We start from the raw sequence: 12,058 nt of genomic DNA, 5'->3' as shown, positions 1-12,058 counted from the left end.
GGCGATGCCCGACAACGAGACTCGCGTCAAAGCAGAGCGGGAACAGTTTCTCGCCGAACCCCGTACCGCAGCGCTGTCGGTGAGCCTCGGTGCATCACGCGGACCCCTGACGGTGCCGATCTGGTATCAGTACAGCCCCGGCGGGGAACCATGGATTTTGACCGGTGCCGGCACCCGAAAGGCGCGATCGATCGAGGCGGCCGGATTCTTCTCGCTCATGGTGCAACGGCTGGAGCCGACCAGACGTTACGTGGCGGTCGACGGCGCGGTCAGCCGGATCGAGCCCGCCACCGACGACCAACTCGTCGAGCTGACCCGGCGCCACCTCAGTGGCGACGCGGCCGACCGCCACATCGACTTCCTCAGGAACCGCGGCGAAAACCTCGCGATCTCGATGCGCCCAGAACACTGGCTGTATTCCGACGCCGAATCGTTCTGATTCGTCGGGCGCTAGGCCGGCAGCAAACCCGCCTCACGGTAGCTGTCGGTCAAGGAGTCAGGTGTAGATCCAATCCCAGTGGCGGACGTTGGTTTTTGCGAGCCACCCGTCGGCCACTGCGAGAGGGACGGCGCCGACGGAACAGACTCTGGCGGCTGAAGGCCATACCCCGACTGCGGACCGGGCGGTGGGCCATAGACCGGCGACTGCGGACCGGGCGGTGGGCCATAGACCGGCGACTGCGGACCCGGCGGTGGACCATAGACCGGCGACTGCGGGCCGTACACCGGGATCTGCGAGCCGTAGCCGGGCGCCGAATGGGCCGAGCCAGCCAGAAGCGCGGCCGCAACGAAGGCCGCAGCCTCGTCGGTGTACTCGGGGACATAGCCCTGCGTGTGCCCGCTCCAAGCGTTGCCGGGACCTGCGTGGCAAATCGGATCGCTGGGATTGCACAGGTCGATCGCCTTGGCACTGAGCGGCGAATTCTGGGCCGGCGGCGGTCCGTCGGTGCGGTCGGCCACATTTCCGAAAGTAGCCACCGCCGCAATGTTTTTCACGTACTCAGGTGGTAGCGGATCGCCCCAGTTGATACCGTCGAAACCAGCCACGATGTTGACCACACTCGCACCCTGCGAGTAACCACCCAAGACGATCCTGGTGTCGGGACACGAAGACGCGGTGGACTTGATGTGGGAGATCGCGTCTTTGGCGCCATCGCCGCCGTGCCGCTGAGTGATGGTGGCTTTGTAGTTCACCGCGTAGGCCCTGATGTTCAGGCCGTTGGTCTGCTGGCGTAGCGAATCGACGAGGGCGTCGCCGACCCGCCCCATACCGGGTGGCTCGTCAGTGCCGCGAGCGAAGACAACCTCGGCGTCGGGACAATCGTCGGCAGACGCCACAGCTGCTGTGTCGGGGATGACGAGCGGGGTCGAAAGGGAAAGCAGCGCCGACGCGCCAAGGCCGACCCAGCGAAGCGCCTCCCGCGCCCTGACCGAGCGGCAGCTACGCACGCGGTGGATCAACATTCTGAAATCATACTCGGCGACCGAGCGAATTAGGCACCGCGACCTGCGGATGGGCTCCGTGCGGGTGCGGGCATACAGATTCCATGCTCGGCGGAACCGATGTTCAGCAAAACCTTGCCTCGGATGTTGGCGACCGAGCACAGGCGAACCCGTCGACGTTGTCGCGCCGGATGTCCCCGCCACTCAAACGTCATCGGTGGCGACCAACTCGCACGGTGCCGGAGTCCCGCAGAACCCGACAGCAACCGCGGAACTCGACACAGATTGTCGTACGGCGCTTGTCGAGGTACGTGAAATCACTTCACGTGCCGGTAGAGGAGCGAACGGCGTCAGGGTCCGCTTGCTGAGCGCACTGCAGCATCGATCAACCGACGCGATGAGTTTTCGTCCGCATTCCGGTCACCACTCACATGACAGACAAACTCTTCACCGGACTCCACTGCGTCGCCGTGCCCGTCAGCGATCAGGATCGGTCGAAGGCGCTCTTCGAGGGCATGGGCTTCACCACCACGATGGACACGCATCTGCAGCCCGGCTTCCGCTGGATCGAACTGGCACCGTCGGCCGGTGGCCCGTCGCTCGCACTCGTCGCTACCGGGGACCAGCTTCCGACGGGAATCGACACGGGAATTCGACTCATCACGGACGACGCCCGCGCCGCCCACACTGCGCTTGCCGCAAAGGGACTCGAGGTGGGCGATATCCTCGACTGGGAAACGGCACCACTCATGTTCAGTTTTCGCGACCTCGACGGCAATCGCTTCTACGTCGGCCAGTCCAGCTGACTCCCCGAATTCGACCGGACCGTCGTCCCCAAAGGAGCAGCGATGAAGACGAGCACACGTCGTGCAACGACCGTGGCGATCGCCGTCCTCGCCATCACCACGGCGTGTTCGCGCGCGTCCTCCGAACCCCCTGCTGACGGGACCGGCGAGTCATCGGCGTCGAGCACCACGTCGGAGACCGCGCGCGCGTCGATCCCACCAGCAGTGTCACGGCCACTCACGGATTTCGTCGAGAACGCGTACTACCACTCGTTCGCAACACCGGGCGGTCAGATCCAGTGCCGCGTCGGGGACGATTCGCTGGCCTGCCAGTTCGAGGGGCATGGGGATTCGCTCACCGTCGCCGACAGTGCGCTGTGCGGGTTCTACCCCGGCTTGGAGCAGGGCCACACGCGGAGATTCGTCTTCTCCGGGGACCGGCCGCAACCGTGCGCGACCATCATCCAGGGCGAGGGGTTCGACTCTCCGCACACGTTGGACTACGGGCAGTCGGTGACATTTCCACTGTCGCCGGGGCGCACGGTCACCTGCGCGTCTGCCGTCGACGGACTGACCTGCACCCAGGCTGATGGGACCGGATCGCGGGGCTTCCATCTCACGGTCGACTCGTTCACCGTCATCTGACGCCGCCACCGTCGGGGGCCGCGACGATCAAAGGTGACACGAGGCCATCATTCATGCGCTGACGAGGTCCAACCAACGCCGCATCACGGTGGCCTCGGCTGCGCCGAAATGGGCACCCTGCAGGCCTTTGTCGCCGCGCTGGGCGGGCACCTGCGGATCGTCGCGCGGAGTTCGCGACCACTCTGTCGAGCTGACTGAGTGAATGTCCCAAAAGTGTTCCCCAGCCCATGAAAACGGCCCTCGGAGAATCTCACGGGACCGTTAGCTACCAGGAACCTTCGCGTATTGCTCGTTCGACCGAGGGCTTCTCACGTACCGTGCGGCGGCCACCACGAATTGCGTGTTGACCGAATGGCGTCGACGAGCGCGGTGACTGCTGGCAGTTGGTCGGGCCTGAACGGCCAGAGCCCGATCTCGCGACGTGCGAAGTCTACGGTCAGCACCGTCCCGTCGATCCGGCAGTCGATCATCAGCGCGGCGTGATAGCGCATCGAGCCTTCGCGATATGGAGTGAAGATCTCGAGCACTCGACCGTCGAATGCAGCAAGCCAGTTGTCGATGGGTGCTTCGATGGCACTGCTCATGTGGCGAGCGTAGGTCAGCAAGGTGGGCGATCGATGGCACGACGCGTTCCGCAGGCTCGGACGCCAAGCGGACGTGACCTGTCCCGACAGAAATTGATCAGTATGGTCAGGTACACAAATCCGCCGGCAACAGAATGAAAACGGCCCCCGGAGTAATCTCCGGGGGCCGTTTCCATCTAGTAGCGGGGACAGGATTCGAACCTGCGACCTCTGGGTTATGAGCCCAGCGAGCTACCGAGCTGCTCCACCCCGCGACGGGTAAACAAAAGGTTACCCAAGGTCCGGCTCACTACCAAATCGCGCCCTGACCAGCCGCGAGCGTGCGTGAACTGCTGCCGACCACGGTGTGTCGAGCAGCAGACGCGCACGCTCGCGGGGCATTACTTCGCGTCCCGGTACGCCGCGATGGCATCGTCGAGCCGCTGCAGCGCCTCGCCGTACTCGGCGAAGTTGCCGCTCTGCTGAGCCGTCCGGATCCCATCGAGCGCCGAGTTGACGTCCTGCAGCGCAGCGGCTTTCGCGGCCGACAGCTGTACCGCTCCCCCGCCCGGCACCGCCGCGACGGGCGTCGGCACCTCAGGCGCACGATTCTGCCCTGGCGGCGGCGCAGCGGGCGGCTGCCCGTTGCCCTGCGGTGACGCCGGGGGCGCCGGCTGGCCCGCTACCGGTGCCGGGCCCGTGGCCGTGGCACCCGCGCCGGGCCCGAACAACTCGTCCAGCGCATCGCTGACCGTTGGGCCGTAGCCGACCTTGTCGTTGTACATCATCGCCACGCGAATCAGTCGGGGATACGACGACGCCGCGTCACTGGCCCCCGGCGAGGCGTACACCGGCGCCACGTACAGCAGTCCGCCCTGCGCGACGGGCAGGGTCAGCAGGTTGCCCCATCGAATCCGGTTCTGATTGTCCCTGCCGATGACACCGAGGTCCTGACTGACCGCGGTATCGGTACTGATCGCGTTGAACGCCAGCTTGGGACCGTTGACCTGACCGGGAATCGTCAGCACCGTGATCTTGCCGTACGTCGCCGGATCGGAACTCGCGCTGATGTAGGCCGCCAGGAAGTCCCGTCTGAACCGGTTCATCGCACTGGTCAACTGGAATGACGCCGAATTGTCGTTCTGCGCAATGTCCTTGGCGACGATGTAGTACGGCGGCTGGTAGCTGCTCGCCGTCGGGTTGGGATCCAACGGCACGTCCCAGAAGTCCGACGTCGAGAAGAATGTCACCGGATCGTTCACGTGGTACTTGGCCAACAGCGCGCGCTGCACCTTGAACAGGTCCTCGGGATAACGCAGATGCTTGGCGAGATCGTCGCTGATCTCACTCTTCGGCTTCACCGTTCCCGGGAACACCTTCATCCAGGCCTGCAGCACCGGGTCCTGGTCGTCCTGGGCGTACAGCGTGACCGTGCCGTCGTAGGCGTCGACCGTGGCCTTCACCGAGTTGCGGATGTAGGACACCTGCTTGTCCAGAGCCAGCCGGTTGAGCGCCACCTCGCTGGAATCCGCAGTGGCCGAGGACAACGACGTCAACTCGGAGTACGGGTAGTTGTCCAGCGTGGTGTAACCGTCGACGATCCACACCATCTTCTTGTTCACGATGGCCGGGTACACGCTGCTGTCGGTGGTCAGCCACGGCGCCACCGCCTCCACCCGGTCGGCCGGGTCGCGGTTGAACAGGATCCGGCTGTTGGAGCCGATCACGTTGGAGAACAAGAAGTTCCGTTCCGCGAACTTCGCGGCGAACACCGAGCGCGACAGCCAGTTCCCGATCGGCACCCCACCGGAGCCGGTGTAGGTGTAGTTCTTGGTCTCCGTGTTGGTCTCGTAGTCGTACTCGCGGTCGGTGCCGTTGCGTCCGACGATCGCGTAGTCGTCGGCCGCGCTGGCGATGACCGGGCCGAAGTAGATGCGGGGCTGATCCAGCGGCGCCGGGCCGGGCGACACGACGGTTCCGTTCGCACCCACCACGCTGGCCAGGAACTCCGGATAGCCGCCGTTCTGGTTCGGGTCGTTGGCCACGCCGCGCACCGTGTTCGCCGGCGAGGCGATGAACCCGTTGCCGTGGGTGAACACGGTGTGCCGGTTGATCCAGTCGCGCTGGTTGTCGATCAGCCTGTCCGGGTTGAGTTCCCGGGCCGCGACGACGTAGTCGCGCAGCGCACCGTCCGGCCCGTTGTACCGGTCGATGGCCAGCTGGTCGGGGAAGTTGTAGAAGTTCTTGCCCTGCTGGAACTGCGTGAACGCGGGGCTGACGATCGTCGGGTCGAGCAGCCGGATGTTCGACGTCGTGGCCCGGTCGGCCGCCACCTGCTGGGCGGTGGTGGAGCTGTTGCCGCTGTAGTCGCGGTAGGTGACCTGCTTGTCGGTCAGCCCGTACGCCTGCCTCGTGGCGGTGATGCTCCGGCTGATGTACTCGCTTTCCTTCTGCGCCGCATTGGGTTTGACGCTGATCTGCTCGACGATCAGCGGCCAGCCCGCACCCACGATCAGCGACGAGAGCAGCAACAGCACCACGCCGATGGCGGGAATCCGCAAGTCGCGCAGCACGATCGCCGAGAAGACCGCCACCGCGCAGATCACCGCGATGGCCAGCAGGATCAGCTTCGCAGGCAGCACCGCATTGATGTCGGTGTAGCCTGCACCGGTGAACGGCTTTCCGCCGCGGGTGTGGCTGAGCAGCTCGTAGCGGTCGAACCAATAGGCGACCGCCTTGAGCAGGATCAGCGTGCCGCCGAGCGAGATCAGCTGGATGCGCGCCGACCGGCTCAGTGCCCCGGTGCGACCGGCCAGCCGGATGCCCCCGAACAGGTAGTGGCCCAACAGGTTGGCGACGAACGCCAGGAACGTCGCGACGAACAGGTAGCTCAACACCAGCCGGTAGAACGGCAGGTCGAACGCGTAGAAGCCGAGGTCCAACCCGAACTGCGGGTCGGTGACGCCGAAGCTTCCACCGTGCAGGAACAGCTGCACCCGGACCCAGTAGGTCTGGGCGACGATGCCCGCCAGGATCCCGATGGCCACGGGGACGCCGATGCCGATCAGCCGCAGCCGCGCCATCACCGCGGTGCGATAGCGGGCCACCGGATCATTCGGGCCCCCGGTGGGGACGAAGACCGGCCGCGTTCGGTAGGCCAGCGCCAACGCGGCGAACACCACGGAACCGATCAACACCGCCCCGACTACGAAGACGGCCAATCTAGTGACCAACACCGTGGTGAAGACGGAGCGGTAACCCAGCTCACCGAACCACAACCAGTCCACGTAGGTGTCGACCAGGCGTGGCCCGATCAACAACAAGACGACGACGGCCAAGGCAATGGCGATCAGAATCCGGCTACGCCGCGTCAGTTTCGGCATCCTCGCCGCGGGCCGCATACCCACTCGTCAACTCCGCTCTCGGGGGTGTCTACTTGCACACGTCGCCCTTCCGACGTGCCACAACTCTACGCACTGGTCGCCAAGCGACTTCTCAGCAATGGGGAGGTTCGCCACCGGCGGAAACCGCGTGCAACGCATCTACTGCCGTAGTGAGAGTGTCGACCTTGATCAGCTGCAGGCCGTCGTCGTGCGCCGAACGCGCCTCGTCGCAGTTGTCCGCAGGCACCAAGAAGATCGAGGCGCCCGCCTCCTGCGCGGCGACCATCTTGTGGGTGATGCCGCCGATCGGTCCCACCTTCCCGTCCCCGGAGATGGTGCCGGTGCCTGCGACGAACTTCCCGCCGTTGAGGTCGCCGGTGGTGAGCTTGTCGACGACGGCGAGGCTGAACATCAGCCCCGCGGAGGGGCCGCCGATGTTGGCGAGGTTGAAGTCGATGGTGAAGTCCGCCCACGGCGCGTCGAGCACACCGACGCCGAGGAAGCCGTAGTCACGGTCCTCGTTCTTGCCGAGCGTGATCGTCGTGGTGCCGACGCCGTCACCCTTGCGGCGGTAGTCGATCACCAGTTGGTCACCGGGTTTCGTCGCCTTCAACAGCGCGGTGAACTCGTCGAGGTTCGCGATGGGCTTGTCGTTGACCATGTCGATGGCGTCGCCGGACTTCAGCTTGCCCGCCGACGGCCCCGGATCGGTGACGTTTTCGACGGTGACCGCCATCGGGTACTTGAGGTAGGACAACGCGGCGTACTCGGCGCTGTCCTCCGACCGCCGGAAGTCGGTGTTGTTGGCCTCGTCGATCTCGTCCTTGGACTTGTCCGGCGGGTAGACCAGGTCGCGCGGCACCAATTGGTCGCGGCCCGACATCCACAACGCGAGCGCCTGGCCCAGCGTGATGCCGTCACTCTGCGACACGGTGGTCATGTTGAGGTGCCCCGACGTGGCATGGACGGTGGTGCCCTCGATGTCGACGACCTGCTTGCCGTCGACCTCGCCGAGCGTGTCGAACGTCGGACCCGGCCCCAACGCGACGAAGGGCACGGTCACCGCGGTCAGCAGCCCGAGGAACGCCACGATCGGCGCCAGCGCCACGACGAGGGTCAGAATCCGCCTGTTCACGACGCCCACATTAGGGCTCTGCTCAGCCAATCCCCCGGTCGCAGTGCTCTCCCCGGCATGCGGGGCAACACTCGACAGCGCGAATTCACTCTCAGCGTGACCCGCCGCCCCACCTGGCGTCGTGACGGTGAGTACGGTTGAAGCATGGCTGACCTGCCCTTCGGCTTCTCCCATGGGGACGACCCCGACCGCGACAAGCCCGAGAAGGACCCGAAATCGGGCTCGCCGTCCGATCCGTTCGGGTTCGGCGGGGCCGGCTTCGACATGTCCGACCTGGGCCAGATCTTCACCAAGCTGGGTGAGATGTTCAGCGGCGCCGGCAACGTGATGGGCTCCGGCGCGCAGTCCGGTCCCGTCAACTACGACCTGGCCCGGCAGCTGGCGTCCAGCTCGATCGGATTCGTCAAGCCGGTACCGGAGACCACCACCAAGGCCATCGCCGACGCGGTACACCTCGCCGACACCTGGCTCGACGGCGTGACGGCGCTGCCCGCAGGCACCACCAAGTCGGCGGCGTGGACGCCGAGCGACTGGATCGACAACACGCTGAACACCTGGAAGCGCCTCTGCGATCCGGTGGCCGAACAGATCTCGGGAGTGTGGGCATCGACGCTGCCCGAAGAGGCCAAGAGCATGGCTGGACCCCTGCTGGCGATGATGTCTCAGATGGGCGGCATGGCATTCGGTTCACAACTCGGCCAGGCACTCGGCACGTTGTCGCGAGAAGTGTTGACCTCCACCGACATCGGGCTTCCGTTGGGCCCCAAGGGCGTGGCCGCGCTGATGCCCGACGCCATCGAGGCGCTCGCCGAGGGCCTCGAACAGCCGCGCAGCGAGATCCTGACGTTCCTTGCCGCGCGCGAAGCGGCGCACCACCGGTTGTTCAGCCACGTGCCGTGGCTGTCGACCCAGCTGCTCAACGCCATCGAGGCGTTCGCCAGGGGCATGAAGGTCGACACCAGCGGGCTCGAAGAGTTCACCCGCGGGTTCAACCCCGAGTCACTCACCGACCCGTCGGCCATGGAGCAGCTGCTCAACCAGGGCATCTTCGAACCGAAGGCGACGCCCGAACAGGTCGCGGCGCTGGAGCGGCTCGAGACGCTTCTCGCGCTCATCGACGGCTGGGTGCAGACCGTCGTGAATGACGCACTGGGCGAACGCATTCCGGGGACGTCGGCAGTGAGTGAGACCCTGCGTCGACGCCGCGCGACCGGCGGACCCGCCGAGCAGACGTTCGCCACGCTGGTGGGGCTGGAGCTTCGACCGCGCAAGCTGCGCGAGGCCGCGGTGCTGTGGGAGCGGCTGACCAAGGCCGTCGGCGCCGATGCCCGCGACGCCGTGTGGCAGCACCCCGACCTCCTTCCGAGTTCCGAGGACCTCGACGACCCGTCCGCGTTCATCGACGGCATCCTCGGTGGCGACACCAGCGGCATCGAGCAGGCGATCGCCGATCTGCAGGACGACGAGAAGAAGAAGGACGACGACGAGAAGGACAGCGGCGAGTAGAGCTCAGGCTGCAGCCTGTGGATAACTAAAACGGCCGGGCCGCGTTGCGTGGCAGAGTCGTCACGTGTTGCGCCATACGCTCGATCCGGCGATGCCGGTGCTGCTTCGCCCCGACGGTGCCGTTCAAGTCGGATGGGACCCTCGACGCGCCCTGATGGTCCATCCGCCCGACGGGTTGTCCGCCGCCGCGTTGGCCGATCTGTTGCGCGTCATGCAGTCCGGCATCACGATCACCGATCTGCAGTCCCTCGCGGTGAACCGGGGCGTCGCCGATGCGGCGGCCGTGCCGGAACTCGTCACCTCGCTGGTCACCGCCGGGGTCGTCACCACCGCGCCCCCGCCCGCGCGATCGGCGTCCATCCGCATCCACGGCCGCGGGCCGTTGTCCGATCTGTTGGCCGGCGCACTGCGCTGTTCGGGAGCCAGGGTCCGGCACAGCAGCCTCAGCCACGCCGGCGTCCGGCCGGGCACCACCGACCTGGTGGTGCTGTCGGACTATCTGGTCACCGGCCCGCGGGTGGTTCGCGATCTGCACGACGCCCGCGTCCCCCATCTGCCGGTGCGGGTGAGGGACGGCACGGGCCTGGTCGGTCCGCTGGTGATTCCCGGCATGACCAGTTGCCTGCACTGCGCCGACCTGCACCGCAGCGACCGCGACGCCGCGTGGCCCGCCCTGGCCGCGCAACTGCGCGACGCCGTCGGCAGCGCCGACCGGGCCACCATGTTGGCTACCGCCGCGTGCGCGCTCAGCCAAGTCGACCGCGTCCTCAAGGCCATCCGCGAGGTCGGCGACCCGCGCCGCGCCGGCGATCCGCCCACCACGCTCGACACGACGTTGGAGTTGGACGTCAGTACCGGTTCCACGGTGCGTCGCCGCTGGTCACGTCACCCGCGGTGTGAGTGCTGACGCAATTCGCCGGCCAGAGTTGACGGGTGTTCAGGTAAGTCGTGGATGATGGTCTGGTGACGGACATCAAACGTGGGCGTGCCGCGCGCAACGCCAAGCTGGCGTCCCTTCCCGTCGGCATCGCAGGCCGCGCCGCGCTCGGCTTCGGCAAACGCCTGACCGGCAGTTCGCGGGACGAAGTCAACGCCGAGATGATGGACAAGGCCGCACAGCAACTGTTCACCGTCCTCGGTGAACTCAAGGGCGGCGCGATGAAGGTCGGCCAAGCCCTGTCGGTGATGGAGGCCGCGATACCCGAGCAGTACGGCAAGCCGTACCGCGAGGCACTGACCAAGCTGCAACGGGAAGCACCGCCCCTCCCGGCGGCCAAGGTGCACAGGGTGCTCGACGCCCAGCTCGGCACCAAGTGGCGCGAGCGGTTCAGCTCGTTCGACGACACGCCGGTGGCGTCGGCCAGCATCGGCCAGGTGCACAAGGCCGTGTGGTCCGACGGCCGCGAGGTCGCCGTCAAGATCCAGTACCCCGGTGCCGACGAAGCGCTGCGCGCCGACCTGAAAACCATGCGGCGGATGGTCAGTGTGCTGCGGCAGCTCTCCCCGGGCGCAGACGTGCAGGGCGTTGTCGACGAACTGATCGAGCGCACCGAGATGGAACTCGACTACCGGCTCGAGGCCGACAACCAGCGCGCCTTCGCCAAGGCCTATGACGGCCATCCGCACTTCGTCGTGCCGCATATCGTCGCGAGTGCGCCGAAGGTGGTGATCCAGGAATGGATCGAGGGCATCCCGATGTCGGTGATCATCCGCGAGGGCACCCAGGAACAGCGGGACCTGATGGGCGCGCGACTGTTCGAACTCACCTACGACGCGCCACGGCGGCTCGAGATGATGCACGGCGACGCGCATCCCGGCAATTTCATGCTGCTGCCCGACGACAAGATGGGCGTCATCGACTTCGGCGCCGTCGCACCGCTACCCGGCGGGATTCCCGTCGAAATCGGTCAAGCGACGCGCTACGCGCTCAATGACGACTACGACAACCTGCTGGCCACCATGCAGAAGATCGGGTTCGTCCAGCAGGGCGAGCAGGTTTCCAAGCGCGACATGGACGACATGATGCGCCAATACGTCGAGCCCCTCGAAGCCGACGTCTTCCACTACACCCGCAAGTGGCTGCAGAAGATGACGGCGGTCAACATGGATCGCTCGGTCGCGCAGATCAGGGCGGCCAGACAGATGGACATCCCAGCCAAGCTGGCGATTCCGATGCGCGTGATCGCGTCGAACGTGGCCATCGCCTGCCAGCTCGACGCGTACATCCCGACCAAAGCGCTTGCCACGGAACTGATTCCGGGGTTCGCCGACGAGGCTGCCTAGCGACCTACGCTAGGCAGCCTCGTCTGCTAAGCCGCAGCGGGGCTCTCGGTCGGGTTCTTGCGAGGCCGGCCACGCGGACGCTTTTGCGCCACGATGCTTCCGCGGTCGATGATCTCGCCGCCCCAAACTCCCCAGGGCTCTTGACGTTCCAGTGCCGAGGTCAGGCACTCACGCCGGATCGGGCAGTCAGTGCACAGCGCCTTCGCCCGCTCCAGTTCGTTGGGACTCTCGGCGAACCACAAGTCTGGATCACCGACATGACACGGCACCGTCAGCCTCCCGCGGCATGTCCGGATTGACATGTCTCTCCTGCTT

The 12,058-nt window shown here is 66.2% G+C and carries 11 protein-coding genes, 1 tRNA gene and 1 pseudogene; 7 read left to right on the top strand and 6 right to left on the bottom strand.

Annotated features, from left to right (window positions below):
- Positions 1-4: 4 nt before the first annotated feature.
- The gene (locus N536_RS0121160) at positions 5-439 is read left to right on the top strand and encodes a pyridoxamine 5'-phosphate oxidase family protein (RefSeq protein ID WP_029115435.1); all 435 of its coding nucleotides are present in this window, start codon (positions 5-7) and stop codon (positions 437-439) included.
- Positions 440-450: 11 nt separating this feature from the next.
- Here the strand turns inward: N536_RS0121160 and N536_RS39075 are convergent, their stop codons facing one another.
- Positions 451-1,464, bottom strand: coding sequence for a cutinase family protein (locus N536_RS39075; RefSeq protein ID WP_081809310.1), 1,014 nt, complete (start codon positions 1,462-1,464; stop codon positions 451-453).
- 410 nt (positions 1,465-1,874) lie between these two features.
- Here N536_RS39075 and N536_RS0121150 point away from each other — a divergent pair, with 410 nt between their 5' ends.
- The 3 genes and pseudogenes from N536_RS0121150 to N536_RS43060 form a co-directional block, all read left to right on the top strand.
- The gene (locus tag N536_RS0121150; RefSeq protein WP_029115434.1) at positions 1,875-2,249 is read left to right on the top strand and encodes a VOC family protein; all 375 of its coding nucleotides are present in this window, start codon (positions 1,875-1,877) and stop codon (positions 2,247-2,249) included.
- A gap of 42 nt (positions 2,250-2,291) precedes the next feature.
- A complete protein-coding gene (locus N536_RS0121145; protein ID WP_029115433.1) occupies positions 2,292-2,873 on the top strand; it encodes a hypothetical protein in 582 nt (193 codons plus the stop codon).
- An 87-nt stretch (positions 2,874-2,960) separates the two neighbouring features.
- A pseudogene (locus N536_RS43060) lies at positions 2,961-3,075 on the top strand (transcriptional regulator); the annotation flags it as partial.
- Between the two features lie 106 nt (positions 3,076-3,181).
- On the opposite strand, the gene N536_RS0121135 reads toward N536_RS43060, so the two are convergent.
- From N536_RS0121135 to N536_RS0121120, 4 genes are all read right to left on the bottom strand, one after another.
- Positions 3,182-3,457 carry a hypothetical protein gene (locus N536_RS0121135; protein ID WP_029115432.1) on the bottom strand — a complete coding sequence of 92 codons (276 nt, stop codon included), beginning with the start codon at positions 3,455-3,457 and terminating at the stop codon, positions 3,182-3,184.
- Between the two features lie 180 nt (positions 3,458-3,637).
- Positions 3,638-3,711, bottom strand: a tRNA-Met gene (locus N536_RS0121130).
- A gap of 126 nt (positions 3,712-3,837) precedes the next feature.
- Positions 3,838-6,843: a UPF0182 family protein gene (locus N536_RS0121125; RefSeq protein ID WP_036437118.1), complete on the bottom strand. Its 3,006-nt coding sequence runs from the start codon at positions 6,841-6,843 to the stop codon at positions 3,838-3,840.
- Positions 6,844-6,931: 88 nt separating this feature from the next.
- Entirely contained in the window at positions 6,932-7,954 is a 1,023-nt protein-coding gene (locus N536_RS0121120; RefSeq protein ID WP_029115430.1) for a PDZ domain-containing protein, read from the bottom strand.
- A gap of 144 nt (positions 7,955-8,098) precedes the next feature.
- Here N536_RS0121120 and N536_RS0121115 point away from each other — a divergent pair, with 144 nt between their 5' ends.
- The 3 genes from N536_RS0121115 (at position 8,099) to N536_RS0121105 (ending at position 11,743) form a co-directional block, all read left to right on the top strand.
- Positions 8,099-9,460 (top strand): zinc-dependent metalloprotease, encoded by a 1,362-nt coding sequence (locus N536_RS0121115; protein ID WP_029115429.1) that lies wholly within the window; start codon positions 8,099-8,101, stop codon positions 9,458-9,460.
- A gap of 91 nt (positions 9,461-9,551) precedes the next feature.
- Complete coding sequence (locus N536_RS0121110) at positions 9,552-10,367, top strand: cyclodehydratase (RefSeq protein ID WP_029115428.1); 816 nt, start codon at positions 9,552-9,554, stop codon at positions 10,365-10,367.
- A gap of 41 nt (positions 10,368-10,408) precedes the next feature.
- Positions 10,409-11,743 carry an AarF/ABC1/UbiB kinase family protein gene (locus tag N536_RS0121105; protein ID WP_029115427.1) on the top strand — a complete coding sequence of 445 codons (1,335 nt, stop codon included), beginning with the start codon at positions 10,409-10,411 and terminating at the stop codon, positions 11,741-11,743.
- Between the two features lie 26 nt (positions 11,744-11,769).
- On the opposite strand, the gene N536_RS41650 is transcribed toward N536_RS0121105, so the two are convergent.
- Entirely contained in the window at positions 11,770-12,045 is a 276-nt protein-coding gene (locus tag N536_RS41650) for a WhiB family transcriptional regulator (protein ID WP_036437115.1), read from the bottom strand.
- Between the last annotated feature and the right edge of the window lie 13 nt (positions 12,046-12,058).

Origin of the sequence: Mycobacterium sp. URHB0044 (assembly GCF_000620625.1) — a bacterium.
Taxonomy (GTDB): Bacteria; Actinomycetota; Actinomycetes; order Mycobacteriales; family Mycobacteriaceae; genus Mycobacterium.
The sequence above is the reverse complement of the archived record's forward strand: the minus strand, read 5'-3'. Positions and strand labels throughout refer to the sequence as shown.

What these genes read in the sequence shown, in the direction of transcription:
- N536_RS39075 (WP_081809310.1), bottom strand. Translation starts at nt 1,464, where the DNA reads ATGTTGATCCACCGCGTGCGTAGCTGCCGCTCGGTCAGGGCGCGGGAG.
- N536_RS0121150 (WP_029115434.1), top strand. Translation starts at nt 1,875, where the DNA reads ATGACAGACAAACTCTTCACCGGACTCCACTGCGTCGCCGTGCCCGTC.
- N536_RS0121135 (WP_029115432.1), bottom strand. Translation starts at nt 3,457, where the DNA reads ATGAGCAGTGCCATCGAAGCACCCATCGACAACTGGCTTGCTGCATTC.
- N536_RS0121110 (WP_029115428.1), top strand. Translation starts at nt 9,552, where the DNA reads ATGCCGGTGCTGCTTCGCCCCGACGGTGCCGTTCAAGTCGGATGGGAC.
- N536_RS0121115 (WP_029115429.1), top strand. Translation starts at nt 8,099, where the DNA reads ATGGCTGACCTGCCCTTCGGCTTCTCCCATGGGGACGACCCCGACCGC.
- N536_RS0121145 (WP_029115433.1), top strand. Translation starts at nt 2,292, where the DNA reads ATGAAGACGAGCACACGTCGTGCAACGACCGTGGCGATCGCCGTCCTC.
- N536_RS41650 (WP_036437115.1), bottom strand. Translation starts at nt 12,045, where the DNA reads ATGTCAATCCGGACATGCCGCGGGAGGCTGACGGTGCCGTGTCATGTC.
- N536_RS0121160 (WP_029115435.1), top strand. Translation starts at nt 5, where the DNA reads ATGCCCGACAACGAGACTCGCGTCAAAGCAGAGCGGGAACAGTTTCTC.